Here is a 20761-nt window from a genome sequence, read left to right as displayed (position 1 = left end):
TTGAGATCAACCCATTCCGAGAAACTTGCGCATGCGCCTGAACACGCCGGCCTTTTCGTCCAGATGCATAAGCGGCACCGTCTCGCCGAGAATGCGGCGCGCGACGTTGCGATAGGCCATCGCGGCGCGGGAATTCGGATTCATGACGGTCGGTTCGCCCTGGTTAGCCGCCTTGATGACGTCCTCGTCGTCCGGCACGATGCCGATCAAGTCGATCGCCAGCACTTGGATAATATCGTCGACCTCCAGCATGTCCCCGCTCTTCAGCAGATTCGGCCGAATCCGGTTGATGATGAGCTTGGGCTGCGAGATGTTCGTCTTTTCAAGCAGGCCGATAACCCGATCGGCGTCGCGGACGGCCGCGTTTTCAGGCGTCGTCACGACGATCGCATGATCGGCGCCGGCGATCGCATTGCGGAAGCCCTGCTCGATCCCTGCCGGACAGTCGATAATGATATAATCGAAGTCGGGCTTGAGCTCCTCCACGATCTTGCGTACTTGATCGGGCGAAATGTCGTTTTTATCCTTTGTTTGCGCGGCAGGCAGCATATACAGCTCGTCGAAGCGCTTGTCCTTCACGAGCGCTTGGTTCAAGCGGCAGCGTCCTTCGGCCACGTCGATCAGATCGTAAATGATCCGGTTTTCGAGACCCATCACGACGTCGAGATTGCGCAGGCCGATATCGGTGTCGATCATGCATACCTTTTTGCCCATGAGCGCCAGGGCCGTGCCGACATTCGCGGATGTCGTCGTCTTGCCGACGCCGCCCTTGCCCGATGTCACGACTATCGCTTCACCCATCGTTCTACACTCCTTTGGCCTGCAAGACTCGATTGCGGATATGGTGCAGATGCGCCACTTTGTCGATTTGCATGGCGCCATCCTTGAGATATGCGTATTCCATCCACGATTCGCCGCTGGCCCATTCGTCGGGCGGCCGGCTGATGACCTCTGCGATGCGAAGCTGCGTCGGCTTCATGAGCGACGCAGCGATGATCGCCTCCGAATGGCCCGCGCAGCCGGCGTGCGCTACGCCTCGCAGCGCGCCCATAATATAAATATCGCCCGTACTCCGGACGGCCCCTCCGGGATTGACGTCTCCGAGCAGCAGAAGATGTCCTTCGTGCTCGAGCGTCTGCCCGGACCGGACCATGCCCGTGACCGTTTCTACCTTATATGAACTGTAGTCAGCCGGTCCTACGGGAAGCGGATCGCTCTCGATCGACTGAACGACAAAATTGCCCTGCTTGCGAATAATCGAGCGGATGCGCTCTTTGTCTTCTTCCGAAAGCTGACGGGCCCCGAGCTTGATCTGGATGTGCACGATCGGTCCGGAGAGCTGCTGCTCGTGCTTCTCAAGCTTAGCTTCGAGCTCTTCGATCAGCGCGTCGAGCTCGCAGGCGTCGTCGAGCAAAAATACAAGTCCGTCCTTGACCCCTTTGATCGTCACTAGCGATTTGACATTCACGCCTCGTCCCTCCTACTGCTAACCAATTCGGGCACGAAAGCCCGAATTCCTGCATGGTGCCTACGCTCCGCCGCGGGCGCGAAGATCAATTGCCTTCGGCTCCCTCCGACTGCGATACGACTTGCCGGACCAAATAGCGGCGCGCCGGCAGATAGAGCGCCAAGGCAACAAGCATGTGCAGCAGCAGCGTCGGCAGCACCTGCCAGTAGAAGACGAAGCTGGCGCTTAAGTGCGTCAGGGAGAACAGCTTGTATATTAAATAGACGAGCATGTCCAACAAACCGCTGCCTACGCCAGTCAAGAGCAGGACGAAGGCCAGCGTGCTCAGCTTGCGCTCGAAGGCGTGCCCGATCAGATAACCGATCAACGCCATGCCGAAGGCGTACGCGCCGATCATATGGCCGTAAAAAAGCATATCCTCGAGCAAACCGAACCCGAGGCCGAACAAAAAAGCGCGATGACGGCCGCCCAGCAGCGCGACGAAAACCGTCATGACGAACGGAAGATGCAGCAGCAGCCGGCCGCTCCAGGCGGACGGAACGAGCCATGGCAGGATCGAGGTCTGAATCAGCAGCAGAACGAGCGTAGCCACGATGGCCCGGTTCATACGGATCTTCGTCATGGCTGATCCGGATCCGGCGTCATGACGACAAATACTTCGTACAAATGGTCGAACTTGGCGGCCGGCTGAATCGTCGCCGTATGCGTGAGGCCGAAGTCGCCGACTTGATTAGTCAGCACTTTGCCAATGACCAGGCCTTTTGGCAACACGCCGCCATTGCCGGACGTGACGACGATATCGCCCTCGGCCACATTCGCGTTCTCGTCGATCTTGCTCATTCGCATAACGCCGTTCTCTTTGTCGTAGTCGACGATGCCGAACACCTGCTGTTCCTTGCCCGATACGGTTGCGGAGATCTGGATCGTATCCGGCGAGGTCGGGTCCAGCTCGGTGATCGGCATGACGGTCGACGTGAACTCGGATACCTTGCTGACCAACCCGACGAGACCGTCCACCGTGACAACCGCCATACCGGTCTTGACGCCGTCGTGGGAGCCCTGATCGATCTTGATGGTCTTGTCGTACGGGTTGGAGCCGCTCGCGATCACCTGCGAGATGACGTACTTATAAGTAAATAATTGCTCTTGCCTCGTCTTGAATCCGAGCTCTTGCTTGTAACGCTCATTACTGCTCGCGATCTCATTGTATCGGATCTGATCCTGCGTATATTTGGCATACGCACGGCGCAGTTCCTCGTTCTCCTTGTAGACGTCGGAAAGCCGGCCGAGGTCGCGGAAAAAGCCCGCGACCGCTCCGACCGGCCGGTACAGCGCGCCCTGCGCAGTCCCGAACGCATCGTTAACGAAGCGTTCGGGCCACGTCAGGCCGCTGCGGCGCAAGGTGAAACCCATGACTGCGATAAAAAGGATCAAGCCGATCATGAGAATGAATAAACGTTTGGTCCCGAATAATTTAAAAATAACGATCACCTGCTTCTGACATGCCGCCGAACGGCGGTACCCGGCGCATTAACGGCCGCGCGAGGAGCCCTTGGTCTTGAAAAGATGGATATTCTCGAGCGCTCTACCTGTACCGATGGCGACGCAATCCAGGGGATTCTCTGCGACGATGACCGGCATGCCGGTTTCTCTAGCGAGCAGCTTGTCCAGATTGCGGAGCAGGCCGCCGCCTCCCGTCAGCACGATGCCGCGGTCCATGATGTCCGCCGATAGCTCGGGCGGGCACTTCTCCAGCGTCACCTTGACGGCGTCGACGATCGCGTTCACGGTGTCGGCCAGCGCCTCGGTGATCTCGTCGGACGTGATGGCGAGTGTCTTCGGCAGGCCGGTGACCAAGTCGCGGCCGCGAATCTCGATCGACTCCATCTTGTCGAGCGGCATAGCCGAGCCGATCTCCATCTTGAGCTGCTCGCTCGTGCGCTCGCCGATCATCAAATTGTAGAGGCGCTTGATGTACTGCATGATCGCCTCGTCCATCTCGTCGCCGGCTACGCGGATCGAGCGGCTCGTGACGATGCCGCCGAGCGAGATGACCGCGACTTCGGTCGTGCCGCCGCCGATGTCGACGACCATGCTGCCGGTCGGCTCCCAAACGGGCAAATCCGCGCCGATGGCGGCCGCGAACGGCTCTTCGATCGTGACGGCGTCGCGCGCGCCGGCTTGCTTGGCGGCGTCTTCGACCGCGCGCTTCTCGACGGCGGTAATGCCGGAAGGCACGCAAATCATCACGTTAGGATGACGCGAAGGGAAGGAACGCTGCTTCTGGGCGCGATTCAAAAAGTACTTGATCATCGTGGCGGTCGTGTCGAAGTCGGCGATGACGCCGTCCTTCATCGGGCGGATGGCGCGGATATTGCCCGGGGTCCGTCCGATCATTTTCTTGGCTGCTTCGCCCACTGCCTCGATCTTCTTTGTATCGGTACGAAGGGCGACCACGGAGGGCTCCCTGACGACGATGCCTTTGCCTTTGACGTATACCAATGTGTTAGCTGTGCCCAGGTCGATACCCAGGTCTCGTGTAAATCCACCGAACATGCTTTGTAACCTCCTGTTGGGACAATCCTGTATATTATATTACAAGGAGCCCAGCTCCTTCAAACTTACAAAGCGATTGTCACCGATTACCAAATGGTCGAGCAATTCGATGCCGACCAGTTGGCCGGCTTCGGCAAGCCTCCGGGTGAGCGCTATATCTTCCGCGCTCGGGCTCGGATCTCCGCTAGGATGGTTGTGCGCGCAGATGATAGAGGCGCTGCTGCGGCGGATGGCCGCGCGGTAAACCTCGCGAGGATGCACGATGGCCGCGCTCAGGGAGCCGACGGAGAGCGTGTCCATGCCGATGACCTGGTTTTTCGTATCGAGAAACAGACAAACGAAGCGCTCTTCGCGCAAATGCCGCATTTCCTCCATCAGCAGCTCGGAGGCGTCCTGCGGACGCTGAATGCGAGGCATCTCGGGCAGCCGCGCGCGGGCCATGCGCCTGCCGAGTTCGATCGAAGCTTGCAGCTCGAGCGCCTTGGCCGGTCCGATGCCCTTGATATGTATGAGCTCGTCCCAAGCGCGCTCGGCCAATCTGCGAAGCCCGCCGCATTCGTTCAGTATGCGCTGCGCAAGGTGGATCGCGGACTCGTTTTTAGTGCCCGTGCGCAGCAGGATGGCCAGCAGCTCGGCGTGGCTGAGCGCCGCGGCGCCCCGGCTCTGCATCCGTTCGCGCGGCCTTTCTTCTTCCGGCATTTCCCTTAACATATAAGCGCGTTGTTCCATATCGAACGTTCCCTCTTCCCTATCGACCGCATCGGCTGCGGATATCGGCTCAAGGTCTTCCGGCGGGACGCTACCCCGCGGCCTGGTCGCGGCCGTCGTGCGTCGTCCGTGCGAAATCCCTCATCCGATCCGGTCAGGGAAACTGGAGACCGAACTCGCCGAGCTGCGCCGCTAGCAGGGAGACCGGCAGTCCGACGACAGTGAAAAAGTCGCCTTCGATCCGTTCGACGAGCATCGCGCCGATCTCCTGAATGCCATACGCGCCCGCTTTGTCCATCGGCTCGCCCGAATCGACGTACCGGGCGATCTGTACCCCGGTCAACGCCCGCATGAACACGCGCGTGACGCTGTGCGACACGACGGTACGTCCGGACTCCGCTTCGATGCAGCACAGGCCCGTGAACACCTCGTGCCCTCGCCCCGCGAGCCGGGTCAGCATCGAAATGGCATCCTCGCGATCCTTCGGCTTGCCGAGCACGTCCCCGTCCAGCACGACGATCGTATCGCTGCCGACGACGATCGCCCCCGGCGTCCGCGAAGCCCGCTCCAGCACGGCGGAAGCCTTGCGGCGCGCGAGCTCCTCGACGATGCGAGCGGGGCTCCATCCCTCGGGCGTATCCTCGTCGACGTGGCTCGGCATAATCTCGACGGGCAAGCCGAGCAAGCCGATCAATTGCTGCCTGCGAGGCGAAGAGGACGCCAGTACGAGCGTTGCCCGCGTCTCTGGCACTGCGTGTTGGGTCATAGCGGCATTCTTCCTTTCGGGATCCTTGAACTTTCGCCCTGCGGGCATTCCATTACATTTTTCGGTAAATCCAGATCGCCGCCGCAATGCCGACCATACTTAGCAGGCTCACGTTCAGCGAGATGTTGATGTTGTAAACGAGAACGAGCAAATCGGCGGAAGGGGACCAGTGCACTTTCACCGTCCGCGTGAGGAAGTCGAGCCCGGGAACGCGCTTCAGCCAGTCCGCGACAAGCGCGCCGGCCAGCATGCCGAGGAATACGAATAAAAGTAAAATCCAGCCGTTTTTCTTCACGCTATCTACGTCTCCCGCCATTTTTTGACACTTGCTTCATTATTATACGTGGCTCCGGCGGCACGCACAATGGACAACGCAAAGACAGCCCCTAGGACGGGGCTGTCTGTCCGCGCGATGCGGGAAGCGGCGGCGGCGATAGGTCTTCGGGTCCAGACAGCGTCCCTGCATTTGCAGGCACAGCCGCAGCTCAGTCGCCATCTTCGCCGAGCTCCTCGCGCAGCTGGCGGGCGATCAACGCCGCTTTCATCGCCGACGTCTGCACGGCGCGCAAGCGGGCGGCGGACGGTTCCTTGCCGTAGGCGGCCCACTGCTCGGACGCGGCTCCGAGCTGAGCGGCCAAGGCGCCGGCAGGCTCGCTTCGGCTGCCGGACCACGAAGCCATGTCCGTCTTTGCGGCGTTCCAGCGTTTCAATGCGGCTTGCATATCGGCAGCAGCCTGCGCGCTTGGCGGCGGCGAATCGCCCTCGGCCAGCAGCTCGGCCGACGTCCCGGCGAGCAAGCGGCCGAGCGCGTCGCTCTCCTTCAGATATGCAGCCCACGACACCGCCGCCGGCGTCTGCGGCAGCGAGAGCGCCCGGTTGTCCAGCGCTTTGGCGTACAGCTCCTCGTCGGTCAACGCCGCGGCCAGCTTTTCCGCCTCGGCCTTGTCGGCTGCGATTCCCGCGTATACGCGGTACCCGTCCTTCGTATCCGTCGCGGCCGCGATGCCTTGGCTCGTCAGCGCTTGGACGGCCTCGTTCATGCTGGCTTCGCTCTGGAAGACGCCGTACTGCAGCAGGTAGCTGACCGAAGCGGGCACCTGGGCGTCGCCTGCGGCGCCAGCCGCTTTGTCCGGCTGCGCTGCGCCTGCCGGATCGGTGCCGTCCGGCTTGCCGGCTGGCGCCTGTCCCGACGCTGCAGGATCGGCCTTGGTGCCGTCGGACGCCGCCGCAGCGCCGGATGCCGCGGGCTTTAACCCGGCGGATGCCGGATCGGCCGCGCTTCCCGACGGCAAAATAGGCTCGCCCGTGAAAAGCGCCAGCACGATGTATCCGAAGATCGCTCCCGTCACGATCGCGGCCGCGACCGAAGCGAATATGCGCATCCACGAGGGCCCGCCGCGATATCTACGCGTATTTCCGCCGTCGATCCAATGCTCGTCCACATCCGAATACGGTTCCGAATCCAGCGGGACCGAACCGGCATCGTACGCCGCGCTATGATTATGCGCCGCATAAGGATCTTGAACTTCGCTGGACGGATACACTTCTTGATCGTCCTGATCCGCGATGGCGTGGCGAAGGTCTCCGTAAGGGAGATCGGGCAAAGACGGCGCTTGGACGGAAGACGGCTTGCGAAAACCGGCGACGCGTCCGGCCGGCAAGGTCTTCACGCGTTCCGAAGATTGCGAACGGCTCTCGCTCCGCGGATGGCCGCGCTCCCCGTCGGTGCCGCGGATCATCTGCTCCAAAGCCTCGACGTCGTCCTGGTAAGGGCCTGATCGCGCAACGCGATCGGCCGGTCTTTTAGCCGATTGCGGACGAATCGGATGTTCGCGCGTCGAGCGCGCGTCCGACATATGCCCGTCGGAAGGGTGCCGTCCAGCCGCAGGCCCGTTGCCCGCGGACGCGCTTTGCTGCGCGCCGATCGGCGCCGCCGCGCCGCCTTCCGGCGCGGCATCTCGCATCCTTAGCCCTGACGCCGTGTCCGGCACAGGGCGCCCTTGCCCGATATGCGCGCCTTTGCCAGGCAGGCGATACCCGCTGCCGGCGCTCTGCGCCTGTCTGCTCGCCTGCGCCGAAAACCCGCGCGGTTTAAAGCCTCGGGCTGCCGGATCCGCTAGGTCGGCGTTCGCGCTTCCTTGCCCGGACGCCTGCAGCGCGGAATCTTGCCGGACGGCGCTATCGTTTCGGACTTCCCTCGGAAGGTTGCCGTCGAACTTAAAGGTCATTCTGGAAGGTGGCTGCATCTTGGCTTCTCTCCCTGCTGCTTCGTCTATTAATCCTAGTCTATGAGCGAATGAGAGAGAATATGATCGCCTGCAAATCCGTTTCGCCAGTGTTCTACCAACCGCATAACCTCGCTTGCAGCCTGCGCCAGGCCGGAAAATGCCCGCTCCAGCGGTGCTTTCCTCTCTTGCAGCCGTGCACTTAAAGCGAATTAAAGCCCGAGCCGGGCAATCAAAAAGCGCAGCGGGGTCATCCCGCTGCGCTTCGTTCCTGCTATTAATTTCCCGCCCGTTCCCGCAAAATGCGGGCCAGTTCGTCGGCGGACTTCCAGATGTCCCCGGCGCCCATCGTCAGCACGAGATCGCCGGGCTTCACCCGCTCGGCGAGCAGGTCGCGGACCTGCTCTCGCGTCGGCACGTACGAGACGTTGGCATTGCTATTCTCCGCGATCAACTGAACAAGGCGCGACGACGTGACGCCCTCGATGCGCTTCTCGCCGGCCGGCGAGTAGATATCGGTAATATACACCTCGTCCGCCTCGGCGAATGCCCGGCTGAACGCATCCAGCAGAAAGTAGGTACGCGTGTACCGCTGCGGCTGGAATACGGCCAAAATGCGTTTCCCGGTCGCCTTGGCCGCCAGGATCGTTGCCTGGATCTCCGTCGGATGGTGCGCGTAATCGTCGATGACGAGCACGTCGTTGACGTCCCCGAGCACCTGGAACCGGCGCTTCGCGCCCCGGAACTCCACGATCGACGAAGCGATCCGTTCGAAAGGCACGCCGGCGTGCAGGCAAACGACGATCGTCGCAAGGGCGTTGTAAACGTTATGCATACCGGGCACGGAGAGACGAACGAGACCGAGCGTCTCCTCGCCTTTCACGACGTTGAAGGAGGCTTGACGGTCGCCCAATTCGATCGAGACCGCTTTGTAGTCCGCCTCTTGCTCGATGCCGAACGTGATCACGTTCGTTCCCGCCGCCTGGGGGAGCAGCTCCCTGACGTTGGCGTCGTCCGCGCATACGACGGCGCAGCCTTCGGGACGAACCTGCTTAAGAAATTGCACGTAAGCCGCCTTAAGCTTGCCGAAGTCGCCGTCGTAGTTCTCGAGATGGTCCGCCTCGATATTCGTAACGACGGCTACCGCGGGCTCGTACTGAAGGAACGACCCGTCGCTCTCGTCCGCCTCGGCCACGACGTGCTCGCCTTTGCCGGCCTTGGCGTTCGTGCCGACGTTCACGATCTCCCCCCCGATGATATACGTGGGATCCAGACCCGATAGCTCCATGACGAGCGCGATCATCGAGGAAGTCGTCGTCTTGCCGTGGGCGCCGGCCACCGCGATGCCGGTGCGGCTGTTGAGCAGCCGGGCCAGCATCTGCGCGCGGTGAAGCGTCGGAATGTTCAGACTCTCCGCCTCCAAGCGCTCTACGTTATCCCGCGCCAGCGCCGTCGAGTAGACGACCAGATTGGCGCCCCGGACGTTGCCGGGTTCGTGCCCGATGTAGATCTCGGCCCCTTTGCTGGCCAGTTTGTCCGTCAATTCCTGCCGGGCGACGTCCGACCCGGTCACATGATAGCCCATCTCCAGCATCACTCTGGCAATGGCGCTCATCCCGTAGCCGCCGATGCCGATAAAATGTACGTGTTCAGCCGTTGCCAACGACGCTTCACCAGCCTTTGTCAGAAGTCTTTCGTTCAAGCAGCCATGAACGGACGTCCGCGATCAAATAGAGCGTGCCCGTCACGAGCGTCAACGTATTTTCCTCGGGTTCGGCGGCCGCGAGGCTTTGTATTTTTTCGAGCGCTTTGCGCCAATCCGGTTCGACGATGACGGCTGCCGCGCCGCCCGTATCCCGCCCTGCACGCCGGGCGACATCCGCCAGCGCTTCAGCCCCCATCTTGCGATGATGATCCGGTTCCGTAACGACAAGCGTACTCACCATTGGTAGTATATGCCTTAAGGCGTCTTCATGATTCTTGTTGGGCATCATGGCGAGCAGCACGTTGAGCTTATCGCGCGGATACCCCTGCCGAAGCGCCTCCGCGAGTGCAGCCATGCCTTCGGGATTGTGGGCGCCGTCAAGCAGAATCCGAGGCTCGCGGCTCACGAGTTCAAGCCTGCCCGGCCAAGCCGCCCGGCGAAGTCCTTCCCTAAGGTCCTCCTCGTCGACGATAAGCGCGTAGTACGTCCGCAGCACGTCGATCGCCATGATCGCGGCGGCGGCATTGGCCTGTTGGTGGGGACCGGCCAGGCCGATTCGGATATCCTCCAGTCCTCTGAACAAATCCCGAAAATCGAAGGACTGAGATTCTTCCTGCGTACCGCGGTTTTCATAGGAAAACTGTTCGCCCAGCTGATAGAGCGTCGCTTTGCGCGAGGCGGCGGTCTCTTTGACGATCGCAGCCGCCTCCGGCTGCAGCACGGTCGATACGACCGGGACGCCGGATTTGACGATCCCCGCTTTTTCCCGGGCAATGTCCGCGATCGTGTCGCCCAACAGATCCATATGGTCGTGCCCGACGTTCGTGATGACGCTGACGACCGGCGTGACGACGTTCGTCACGTCGAGGCGTCCGCCCAGTCCCGTTTCCCATACGACATAATCCGGAAAAGCGACCGTCGCGTAATACAAAATCGCCATGGCCGTCGTCAGCTCGAAAGCCGTCAGCGCCCCCCATTCGGAATCCGCCAGCTCGTCGGAGAGCGGCTTCAGGCGGTTCGCGAGGCGAACGATGACCTCCTCGGGCATCGCCTCGCCGTTGTAATCGATGCGGTCCGCGAACGACGTCAGATACGGCGACGTGAACAGGCCGACGTCATAACCGCTCTTCCGCAGAACCGAGGCCAGCATGGCGCATACGGAGCCTTTGCCGTTCGTGCCCGCCACATGGATGAATCTGAGACGGCGGTGCGGGTAGTTCAGCTTTTCCAGCAGCAGCTCCATTCGCTCGAGACCCGGCTTAATGCCGACGACCGGAGCGAGGCCGGAGATCCAGTTGACCGCCTCGGCGGCGGTGCGGAAAGATGCCTCCACGTTGTCCCCGGCGGATGTCAGGTCATGAGCGTTCTGAGATGACGCGTCTTGCGAAGTTGTCATGCCTGTGCTCGCCTCCATCAGTTTTTAAGCTCTTCGATCCGAGCCAGCACTTTGTCGCGCTTGTCGCGATAATCGGCGCCTTTCGCGCGCTCCTGCTCGACCACGTGGGCAGGCGCCTTCGCGATATACCCTTCGTTCGCGAGCTTCTTCTCCACGCGATCGACCTCGGCGTTGAGCGAAGCCAGTTCCTTGGTCAGCCGCGCGATCTCTTGCCCGATATCGATCAGGCCGGCGATCGGCAGGTACAGCTCGACGCCCGTCACGATGGCGGTCATCGCCTTTTCCGGCGCCGCGAGACTCGCGTCCAGCGTCAAGCTCGACGTATTGCAGAACCTGCGCAAATATTCCTCGTTGCGCTTCAGGATGCCCGCGGACGCTTCCGTGGTCGGCTTCGCGAGCAGTTCGATCTTTTTGCCCGGCGTTACGCCGACTTCGGCGCGCACGTTGCGAACCGCGCGGATCGCGTCCATGAGCAGACCCATCTCCGAGACTGCGTCAGGCGCTTCGAACGCGGCATCGTAGGCCGGCCAGGCAGCCAGCGTGATCGTCTCGCCGGCTTCGTGCGGCAGATGCTGCCAGATCTCTTCCGACAGGTAAGGCATGAACGGATGCAGCAGCCGCAGCGTGCGGTCCAGCACATACGCGATGACGGATTGGGTGCTTGTCTTGGCGGCCGCGTCTTCCCCGTACAGCGTGAGCTTGGCGAACTCGATGTACCAGTCGCACAGATCGTCCCAGATGAAATTGTACAGCAGACGTCCCGTTTCGCCGAATTCGTACGTTTCCATAAGCCGGGTCACGTCGCGCGCCGTCTCGTGGAGCCGGTGCAAAATCCAACGGTCGGCCGTGGACAGGCTGCCTGTCAGGTCGATGTCCTCCGCCTTGAAGCCTTCGAGGTTCATCAGGGCGAAGCGCGATGCGTTCCAGATCTTGTTGGCGAAATTGCGCGCCTGCTCGACCTTCTCCCAGCGGAAGCGAAGATCCTGCCCCGGCGTGTTGCCCGTGGACAGCATGTAGCGCATCGCATCGGCGCCGTATTTCTCAATGACTTCGAACGGATCGACGCCGTTGCCGAGCGACTTGGACATCTTGCGCCCTTCGGCATCGCGCACGAGACCGTGGATGAGCACGTCCTTGAACGGCGACTCTCCCGTGAACTCCAGCGCGGTGAAAATCATCCGGGCGACCCAGAAGTAAATGATGTCGTAGCCGGTAACGAGCACGTCCGTCGGATAGTAACGCTTCAGATCCTCGGTACTGTCCGGCCAGCCGAGCGTCGAGAACGGCCATAGCGCCGAGCTGAACCACGTGTCCAGCACGTCTTCGTCCTGCACCCAGCCATCGCCTTCTGGCGCCTCCGTGCCTACGTATATCTCGCCCGTACCTTCCTTGTACCAGGCCGGAATGCGGTGTCCCCACCAGAGCTGGCGGGAAATGCACCAGTCGCGTACGTTTTCGATCCAGTGCAGATAGATTTTCTCGAAGCGGTCAGGCACGAAGTTGACGCCATTGCCCGATCGCTGCGCGTTAATCGCGGCTTCGGCGAGCGGCTTCATGGAGACGAACCACTGCGTCGAAAGGTACGGCTCGACGACGGCGCCGCTGCGCTCGCTGTGGCCGACCTGGTGAACGTGATCCTCGATTTGGATCAGGACGCCTTGCTCCTGCAGATCTTTGACGATCGCCTTGCGGCAATCGGCGCGGTCCATGCCCTCGTACGGGCCGGCTTGGTCGTTCATCCGCCCGCTTTCGTCCATGACGATGATCTGCGGCAGATCGTGACGGGCGCCGACCTCGAAATCGTTCGGGTCGTGCGCCGGCGTGATCTTGACGGCGCCGCTGCCGAAGTCCTTGTCGACGTATTCGTCGCCGACGACCGGAATCTCGCGGCCGACGATCGGGAGACGGAGCGTCTTGCCGATCAGGTGCTTGTAGCGCTCGTCCTCGGGGTGCACGGCTACCGCCGTATCGCCCAGCATCGTCTCGGGACGCGTCGTCGCGACCGTCAGATGGCCGCTGCCGTCGGATAGCGGATACTTCAGATGATAGAGATGCCCGTTCACTTCTTTGTATTCGACTTCGATGTCCGAGAGAGCGGTCTTGGCGGCCGGGTCCCAGTTGATGATGCGCTTGCCGCGGTAGATCAGGCCCTTGTCGTAAAGGCGCTTGAACACCTCGCGGACCGCCTTGGACAACCCTTCGTCGAGCGTGAAGCGCTCGCGGGAATAGTCGAGGCTGAGGCCCATCTTGGACCATTGCTTGCGGATCGAGCCGGCGTACTGTTCCTTCCAGTCCCAGACGCGCTCAAGGAACTTCTCCCGGCCGAGATCGTAGCGGGACAAGCCTTCTTCGCGAAGCGTGCTCTCGACCTTGGTCTGCGTGGCGATGCCCGCATGGTCCGTACCCGGCACCCATAGCGCGTCGAAGCCCTGCATCCGCTTGAAGCGGATCAGGATGTCCTGCAGCGTCAGATCGAGCGCATGGCCGATATGCAGCATGCCCGTCACGTTGGGCGGCGGGATGACGATCGTGTATTTGGGCGCGTCTGGCCTCAGGCCGGCCTTGAAATATCCGCCTTCGAGCCAAGCGTCGTACCACTTCTGCTCGGCGCCTGTCGGATCGTACGTGGTGGGCAGTTCAAGGGGTTTGCTTTGATTGATGTCGCTCATTGAATTCACAACCTCCAGGGACGTGGATCAGACGATTGGCGATCGGCCTCCGGCTCGCGTCATGCCGGGCCGGTCCGTAACGGCAAAGCCGAAGCATATGCGGGTTCGGGGCGGGACCCCGAAAAAAAGCAAAAACCTCCCGCCGCAAAGGACGAAAGGTTGAACTTCCGTGGTACCACCTTCATTCCGCATCTCCCAATCGGACGAAATGCGGCTCTCGAACGCAGGATAACGGCTGCGGCCGTCCCGTTCTACGGCGTGCTCGGTTCGAACGGGAAACTCCAGGGCGACTTCGGCAGCTTACTTCCTGCGGAACCTCGCAGCGCTGCAAGGCAGCGGTTCCGCTCTCTGAAGGGTAGGACTGCTTACTGGTCCCTATCCATGTCTTATTTTCCTATCATACCCGTACGGCTACATGCAGTCAACCTGCCGGCCGCTACGGCGTCTGGCGCGCCGGGCCGAAGACGCGAAGAACCCCGCGGCCATTGCTGCCGCGGGGCGAACCGATTCGAAGCTTAAGGGATATACAGCACTTGCCCCTCCGCCAGATGCGGATCGGGAAGACGGTTGTACAGTTGGAGCTCGCGAGATTGAAGCTGGTACCTGCCCGCGATGCCGTCGAGCGTATCCTCCCGCTGCACGATCACCATTTTTACTTTGCGAAACGATTGGCCGGCTTCCTTGGCAAGGAATAGACGCGTCCATTCGATCTCGTCTCCCGTGGCGCGGCTGTTCTGCGTATTCTCGGGAGGCGCGGCCAACCGCGCTTCCTCGGCCGCCTTCAGGCCGGCCTCGCGAATCGCGCCTTTGTCCCCGAGCTGCGACAGGATGCCGACGCCGAATGCGGATTCGGCCCCGCCCGCCCCTTTGCTGGACAAGCCCAGCTTCGGTCCCGTCGGTTCCGGCTGGCGATGTCCGTACGGGGCCGCCTCGTCGGAATCGGCCGACTCCGTATGATCCTGAGGCTGCGCTTCGTTCTCGAGACCCGGCCATGTGGAAGGCGAGGGAATATTCGCCTCATATACTTGAGGATAGCTTGACGGTTCCGATTGCGGAGGAACGGTCTCCGATGGCGCGATGAACTCCGCCGGCTCCTCCTCTAGACGCTGGTAAGCGAGCAGCCGCTCCCAAGCTTCGGCCTCTTCCTGCCTGTCCCGCTCTTCCTCCAGCTGCTTGTTGCGTTGCGCCTGCGCGATCGCGTCTAGCGCTTCCCGCTCGGCTTTTTCCCGCTCCGCAAGCTCGTATGCGCGCGCTTCCTCGGCGGCACGAGCCTCCAGTTCCGCATTCGCCCTCGTTGCTTCGGCAAGCTGCCGCTCCAGTGCCTCGGCGGCGAATTGGGCGAGCTCCTGCTGCCGAAGCAGCGCCTCTTCCCGAGCCCGTGCTTCAGCTTCGGCGCGAGCCCGCTGCTGCTCATACCAGACCGGCGAGGCTGACGCCTCCTGGGCGGCGTTCGGATCCGTCCAAGCGGGCGGCAGATAGACCGGTCCGGGCTGCGAATAAACGGGCGCTTGCGGCTGGCCGCCTGCGGTAAAAGGGGCATTCGAGCGTCCTGCTTCGGGCGTCCTGCCGAAGCCCTCGTTCGCCCCGCCTTCCTCCGCCGATTCGAAGGCGAATTCGCCCAGCGGCGGCAGCTCGAACGCTTGATTGCCCTCGTCGCGCTGCTCCGCTTCGGCCGCGTACACCCGCTCCGGCGCGTCATGCGCGACCGTAAAGCCGTCTTCCAGCCATACCGGCGCCTCGCGCGCTTCCGTCTGCACGCCCCGCAACCCCAAAACTCCGGTCACGTTCAGCGAGCGCTCGGTGAGAAGGTCGACGTCGAAATGATCGATCTCGACGTCCAGTTCTTCCAATTGACGCACGCGGCTCTGCGGCAAAGAAATCTCGACCGGAATGCGATGCTCCAGCGTCCCGGCCGCATCCTCTTCCCCGATCGGCCGGTAAGTGCCGCTCAGCAGCAAATATCCCCGCAACAGCACGCTGTCTTCCTGTTCCACCGCCTCGATGTGCGGCGACAGCTCGATCTCCTCGAGCGTGTCGATGGGCAAGGCGTCACTCGTCAGCTGCACCCGTTCATAAATATCGAATCTCAACCCGTTCGACGATTCCGTCACGACAGGTCTCCCCCTCTCGGCATAGAGTCCCTGCATTCCCGGCTGCCGGAAAACGCCCGGAGGCAGGCTTCACTCCTTATCTATCTATATGCCTTAAAAAGGTGGGCATGCCTACGGACTTGTGCGTCGTCTGGCTTTAAAACTTGCCAAGCGCAGTGCGGTGCGCCGCGATCGTCTCGTCGATGTCGTCCTCGCTGTGGGCGGTGGACAGGAACCAGCCCTCGAACTGGGAAGGCGGCAGGTTGACGCCCTGGTCGAGCATTCTGCCGAACAGCGTCCGGAATCGCTCCGTGTTGGACTGCTTGGCCGTCTCGAAGTTGATGACCTGCTTGTCCGTCAGGAACGGACAGACCATCGAGCCGACGCGGTTGATCGTCATCGCGATGCCGTATTCGGCCGCATTGGACGCGAGGCCGGCCTGCAGGCGCATCGCGAGCCGCTCCAGGCGCTGGTAGGCGGACTCGTCGAGCAGCTTGAGCGTGGCCAACCCCGCGGACATCGCGAGCGGGTTGCCCGACAAGGTGCCCGCCTGATAGATCGGCCCGACCGGCGCCATGCGCTCCATCAGTTCCCGCCGGCCGCCATAGGCGCCGACTGGCAGACCGCCGCCGATGACCTTGCCGAGGCAGGTCAAGTCTGGCGTAATCCCGTAGAGGCCTTGCGCGCAGTTCAGGTGCACGCGGAAGCCCGTCATCACTTCATCGAAAATGAGCAAGCTGTCGTATTGCTTCGTCACGTCCCGCAGCCCCTGGAGAAAACCGGGGAGCGGAGGAACGACGCCCATATTGCCGGCGACCGGCTCCACGATGACCGCCGCGATCTCCTCGCCGTACCGCTCGAAAGCAAGCTTGACCGACGCAAGATCATTGTAGGGCACCGTGATCGTGTGGGACGCGATGCTCTCCGGCACGCCGGGACTGTCGGGCAATCCAAGCGTCGCCACGCCGGAGCCCGCCTTGATCAAGAGACTGTCGGCATGGCCGTGATACGAGCCCTCGAACTTCAGGATCCGGCTGCGGCCGGTATAGCCGCGCGCGAGCCGAATGGCGCTCATCGTCGCCTCGGTGCCGGAGTTGACCATGCGGACGACCTCGATCGACGGCACGCGGGCGCATACAAGCTCCGCCATCTCCGTCTCCAATTCGGTCGGCGCGCCGAAGCTCGTTCCTTTTTCGGCGGTCCGCTTGATCGCTTCCACCACTTCCGGATGGGCGTGGCCGGCAATCAACGGCCCCCAAGACAGTACGTAATCGATATAGATTTGACCGTCGATATCGGTAATCCGGCTCCCTTGGCCGCGTTCGATGACGACCGGCGTCAAGCCGACCGACTTGAACGCGCGAACCGGGCTGTTGACGCCGCCGGGAATAGACCTTTTGGCCCGTTCGAATGCGGCTTTGGACTTAGCGTCCGAGCGGATTTGACGCGTTTCGCTCATTTTGGTCCACCTCTGCTATCTGGAATGGAAAAGTCTATGGTAAACTGAATCATCATAATGCGCGGCAATGGGGGCTCCGTCATGATTCAATGGCTTAAAAAGGTGTCTTTGTTCGACAAACTCAGCGATTCGCAGCTTGAACACATATCTCGGATAGCGAGACGGCGCAGCTTGTCCGCCGGCAGCATCCTCTTTCAGGAAAAAGATCCGGGCAACGTATTCTACGTCGTGCTGAACGGATCCATCAAGCTCTTCACGCGCAGCGCAGGCGGCGAAGAGAAGGTGCTGTCCGTCGTCGGGGAAGGCGACAGCTTCGGGGAACTAGCCCTCCTCGACGGGCTGCCGCGCTCGGCGTCCGCCCGCGCGCTCGAGACTTCGCTCTTGCTGGAGATCGCGAGCGACGACTTCATGCGGCTGCTCGAGTCGCACTTCGATATCACGAAGGGCATACTCGCCGAGCTGAGCCGGCGGCTCCGGCAGACGAACGAGCATGTGAGCGACTTGACCTTCCTCGACGACCGCACGCGCGTGCTGAAGAACCTGATCAATCTCGCCAACCAGCACGGCAAGCGCGACGGCGTCTTCATCCGCATTCATCTGGCGCTCAATTATGACGAGCTCTCGCAAATGGCCGGCGTGTCCAAGCAGATCTTGTCCGAAGTGCTCCGCGAGCTCGAAGCAAAAGGCGTGCTCGCGTTCGGGCTGAACCAGTACACGCTTAATTTGACCAAGCTGCGGGGCTGAGGCTGCTTTATTACCGCTATACGCGCCTGCAACGCACTTCCCGGCACATTAGCGGCCTTTTTACCGCTATTCAGGCTGTGGCAAGCCTCGCTAAGCAAGATAGCGGTATTTTTTACCGCTATTCAGGCTGTGGCAAGCCTCGCTAAGCAAGATAGCGGTACTTTTTACCGCTATTCAGGCTATGGCAAGCCTCGCTAAGCAAGATAGCGGTACTTTTTACCGCTATTCAGCTTATGACCGGACTCGCCGGGCAAATTAGCGGTGCTTTTTTCCGCTATGCACGCCTACGATCGGCTAGCCAGGCACGATAGCGGAACTTATTACCGCTATGCTAGCCAAGACTCCACCGGCTCGCCGAGCACAGCTGCAGTTTGCCGCTATGCTCGCCCACGCCAGCTCCTATACCCTTCGCTTTACAGTCCGTTCATCCAACGAACGGCATCCTTCGCATGATACGTGATGATCATGTCCGCGCCCGCACGCTTCATGCCGGTCAGCGTCTCCAGCACGATCGCGCGCTCGTCGATCCAGCCCTGCATCGCCGCCGCCTTCACCATCGCGTATTCGGCGCTCACGTTATATACGACGAGCGGCAGATCATACCGCTCCTTCAGCAGCCGCACGATGTCCAGGTACGCGAGCCCCGGCTTGACCATGAGCATGTCCGCTCCCTCTCGTACGTCCGTCTCGGCCTCTCTCAGCGCCTCGCGGGCGTTCGCCGCGTCCATCTGGTACGTCTTGCGGTCGCCGAACTTCGGCGCCGACTGGGCAGCCTCGCGGAACGGGCCGTAATAAGCCGAGGAATATTTGACCGCATAGGACATGATCGGAATATCCTCGAAGCCGGCCTCGTCGAGCCCCTGCCGAATGGCGCCCACGAATCCGTCCATCATATTCGAAGGCGCGATGATGTCGGCGCCCGCGCGCGCTTGCGATACGGCGGTGCGCACCAAAAGTGCCAGCGAATCGTCGTTGTCCACGACCGCGCCGCAGTCTCCTTCGTGCACGACGCCGCAGTGTCCGTGATCCGTGAATTCGCACAAGCAGGTATCCGCGACGACGACCAGATCGGGCGCCAGCTTTTTGATCTTGCGGGTGGCCTGCTGTACGATGCCGTCTTCCGCATACGCGCCCGTGCCGACGCTGTCCTTGGCGCCCGGGATGCCGAACAGCAGCACGGCCTGGATGCCTAGGGAGACGATCTCTTCGATCTCTTCGTCCAGACGGTCGAGCGACAGGTTATATACGCCGGGCATCGAGGAGATCTCGGTCTTGATGTTGCCGCCGTGGGCGACGAAGATCGGCATGATCAGGTCGTGCACGTGCAGATGCGTCTCCCGGACCAGATTGCGGATGCCGGCCGTTCGCCGAAGCCGGCGATGGCGCACGATAGATGTATTCATTCGAATCAAAACCTTTCTTTAACGAATTTCGTTGCCGGCGCCGCGATGCTTCAGCATCGCCGCGAGCAATCCTTCGATCGTGGACTGTTCGGCGGTCAGCGTCACGCGAAGCCCGTGCTCTTCCGCCGTGCGGGCGGTGATCGGTCCGATGCACGCGATCGCGCAGCCTGCCAGCAGGTCCGCCGGACGCTCCGCGCCCAACTGGCGCAACGCTTCGAGCAGATTAACGACCGTCGACGAGCTCGTAAATGTCACCGCATGAATCTCGCCGGCTTGCAGCATCTCGACGATCATGTCGTCCTCTTGAACGACCAGCCTGTTTTCGTATACGTCTAACTCCACGGCTTCGACGCCCGCCTTGGCGAGCTCTGCCGGCAGCAATCCGCGGGCCAGATCGCCTCTGGGCAGCAGCGCCCGCTGTCCCGGCTCCAGCTTGTCCGCCAAGCTGTCCAGCAAACCTTCGGCCTGGAACTGGGAAGGAATCACGTCGGCGACGACGCCGCGCGCCGCGAGCGCTTCGGCCGTCTTCGGTCCAACCGCGGCAAATCGCGCCCTGGCAAACCGGCGGATATCGACGCGCGATTCGGCAAGCCAAGAGAAAAAGTACTCGACGCCCGCAGCGCTCGTCAAAATGACCCAATCGAAGCGCTCGGCCTCGCGCATCGCCGATTCGATCCGTTCGACTTCGGCCGGATTCGTCTGCTTAACCGTGTCGATCACGGGAAACACGTAAGGCTCTCCGCCTAGTTCGTCGATCCGGTCCGCAAGCTCGCTTGCCTGCGAACGCGCCCGCGTGACAAGGACGCGCCAGCCGAACAGCGGCTTCGCCTCGATCCACTTCAACGTTTCGCGCTGCCGCACGACGTCGCCGACGACGATGACCGCCGGCGGCTGGAAGTCGGCCTCGCGCACTTTTTGCTCGATGTCGCCCAGCGTACCGGTCAGCGTCTCCTGCTCCGCGCGCGTGCCCCATCGGACAAGCGCCACGGGGGTCTCGGCCGGCCGGCCGTATTTGATCAGCTGCTCGCTAATATAGCCGATCTTGGCAACGCCCATCAGGAAAAGCAGCGTGCCGGTAGCGTTGGTTACTTTGTCCCATTGGATCATACGGTCGAGCTTGTCGGGGCTCTCGTGTCCGGTCACGATCGAAAAGGAGGAGGCGAGGTCCCGGTGCGTCACCGGAATGCCGGCATAGGCCGGTACCGCGATCGCGGACGTGATGCCCGGGACGATCTCGTAGGGCACGCCATGCTGCCGCAGCAGTTCCGCCTCTTCGCCCACGCGCCCGAACACGGTCGGATCGCCGCCCTTGAGCCTGCACACGATCTTGCCGGAAAGCGCCAAATCGAGCAGCAGCCGGTTAATCTCCTCCTGCTTCATCGTATGCCGGTCCGGCCGCTTGCCGACGTAGATCCGTTCCGCGCCGGGCCGCGTCTCCTGCAGCAGCTGAGGTCCCGCCAAGCGGTCGTACACGACGACGTCGCAGCGCTGAAGCGCGCGCAGCCCGCGTACCGTGATCAGCTTCGGGTCTCCCGGCCCCGCGCCCACCAGATATACTTTCCCCTGCGTCAT

17 protein-coding genes and 1 other annotated feature are annotated in these 20761 nt (G+C 61.9%); of the genes, 1 reads left to right on the top strand and 16 read right to left on the bottom strand.

The window, feature by feature from the left end:
* Nucleotides 1-6: 6 nt before the first annotated feature.
* From minD to hemL, 14 genes are all read right to left on the bottom strand, one after another.
* Nucleotides 7-801, bottom strand: a complete 795-nt coding sequence (minD, locus tag BM235_RS17890; RefSeq protein ID WP_090115591.1) for a septum site-determining protein MinD — start codon at nucleotides 799-801, stop codon at nucleotides 7-9.
* Between the two features lie 4 nt (nucleotides 802-805).
* Complete coding sequence (locus BM235_RS17885) at nucleotides 806-1468, bottom strand: septum site-determining protein MinC (RefSeq protein ID WP_090115590.1); 663 nt, start codon at nucleotides 1466-1468, stop codon at nucleotides 806-808.
* 85 nt (nucleotides 1469-1553) lie between these two features.
* Nucleotides 1554-2090, bottom strand: a complete 537-nt coding sequence (gene mreD / locus BM235_RS17880) for a rod shape-determining protein MreD (protein WP_090115589.1) — start codon at nucleotides 2088-2090, stop codon at nucleotides 1554-1556.
* Nucleotides 2087-2911 carry a rod shape-determining protein MreC gene (gene mreC / locus BM235_RS17875; protein ID WP_090115743.1) on the bottom strand — a complete coding sequence of 275 codons (825 nt, stop codon included), beginning with the start codon at nucleotides 2909-2911 and terminating at the stop codon, nucleotides 2087-2089. Before mreC ends, mreD begins: the two co-directional genes overlap by 4 nt.
* 87 nt (nucleotides 2912-2998) lie before the next feature.
* Nucleotides 2999-4024, bottom strand: a complete 1026-nt coding sequence (locus tag BM235_RS17870) for a rod shape-determining protein (protein ID WP_090115588.1) — start codon at nucleotides 4022-4024, stop codon at nucleotides 2999-3001.
* A gap of 39 nt (nucleotides 4025-4063) precedes the next feature.
* A complete protein-coding gene (gene radC / locus BM235_RS17865) occupies nucleotides 4064-4753 on the bottom strand; it encodes a RadC family protein (protein WP_090115587.1) in 690 nt (229 codons plus the stop codon).
* Between the two features lie 133 nt (nucleotides 4754-4886).
* Entirely contained in the window at nucleotides 4887-5498 is a 612-nt protein-coding gene (locus tag BM235_RS17860; RefSeq protein ID WP_090115586.1) for a Maf family protein, read from the bottom strand.
* Between the two features lie 52 nt (nucleotides 5499-5550).
* A complete protein-coding gene (locus BM235_RS17855) occupies nucleotides 5551-5793 on the bottom strand; it encodes a DUF4321 domain-containing protein (RefSeq protein ID WP_090115585.1) in 243 nt (80 codons plus the stop codon).
* Between the two features lie 190 nt (nucleotides 5794-5983).
* The gene (locus tag BM235_RS17850) at nucleotides 5984-7744 is read right to left on the bottom strand and encodes an SPOR domain-containing protein (protein ID WP_090115584.1); all 1761 of its coding nucleotides are present in this window, start codon (nucleotides 7742-7744) and stop codon (nucleotides 5984-5986) included.
* Nucleotides 7745-8000: 256 nt separating this feature from the next.
* Complete coding sequence (murC, locus tag BM235_RS17845; protein ID WP_090115583.1) at nucleotides 8001-9386, bottom strand: UDP-N-acetylmuramate--L-alanine ligase; 1386 nt, start codon at nucleotides 9384-9386, stop codon at nucleotides 8001-8003.
* Between the two features lie 7 nt (nucleotides 9387-9393).
* The gene (locus tag BM235_RS17840) at nucleotides 9394-10824 is read right to left on the bottom strand and encodes a bifunctional folylpolyglutamate synthase/dihydrofolate synthase (protein WP_090115742.1); all 1431 of its coding nucleotides are present in this window, start codon (nucleotides 10822-10824) and stop codon (nucleotides 9394-9396) included.
* A 17-nt stretch (nucleotides 10825-10841) separates the two neighbouring features.
* On the bottom strand, nucleotides 10842-13493 hold the full coding sequence (locus tag BM235_RS17835; protein WP_090115582.1) for a valine--tRNA ligase: 2652 nt from the start codon (nucleotides 13491-13493) through the stop codon (nucleotides 10842-10844).
* A gap of 144 nt (nucleotides 13494-13637) precedes the next feature.
* Nucleotides 13638-13884, bottom strand: a binding site (T-box leader).
* A 124-nt stretch (nucleotides 13885-14008) separates the two neighbouring features.
* Nucleotides 14009-15604, bottom strand: coding sequence for a LysM peptidoglycan-binding domain-containing protein (locus tag BM235_RS31700; protein ID WP_158544028.1), 1596 nt, complete (start codon nucleotides 15602-15604; stop codon nucleotides 14009-14011).
* Nucleotides 15605-15740: 136 nt separating this feature from the next.
* Entirely contained in the window at nucleotides 15741-17042 is a 1302-nt protein-coding gene (gene hemL / locus BM235_RS17825; protein ID WP_090115581.1) for a glutamate-1-semialdehyde 2,1-aminomutase, read from the bottom strand.
* An 81-nt stretch (nucleotides 17043-17123) separates the two neighbouring features.
* Here hemL and BM235_RS17820 point away from each other — a divergent pair, with 81 nt between their 5' ends.
* Entirely contained in the window at nucleotides 17124-17786 is a 663-nt protein-coding gene (locus BM235_RS17820) for a Crp/Fnr family transcriptional regulator (protein ID WP_158544029.1), read from the top strand.
* A gap of 413 nt (nucleotides 17787-18199) precedes the next feature.
* Here BM235_RS17820 and hemB read toward each other — a convergent pair whose 3' ends face one another.
* Both hemB and cobA read right to left on the bottom strand, forming a co-directional pair.
* Nucleotides 18200-19189 carry a porphobilinogen synthase gene (gene hemB, locus BM235_RS17815; RefSeq protein WP_090115579.1) on the bottom strand — a complete coding sequence of 330 codons (990 nt, stop codon included), beginning with the start codon at nucleotides 19187-19189 and terminating at the stop codon, nucleotides 18200-18202.
* Nucleotides 19190-19207: 18 nt separating this feature from the next.
* A complete protein-coding gene (gene cobA, locus BM235_RS17810; RefSeq protein WP_090115578.1) occupies nucleotides 19208-20761 on the bottom strand; it encodes a uroporphyrinogen-III C-methyltransferase in 1554 nt (517 codons plus the stop codon).

The organism is Cohnella sp. OV330 (assembly GCF_900112065.1).
Taxonomy (GTDB): Bacteria; Bacillota; Bacilli; order Paenibacillales; family Paenibacillaceae; genus Cohnella.
This window is presented reverse-complemented; position numbering and strand designations above follow the sequence as displayed.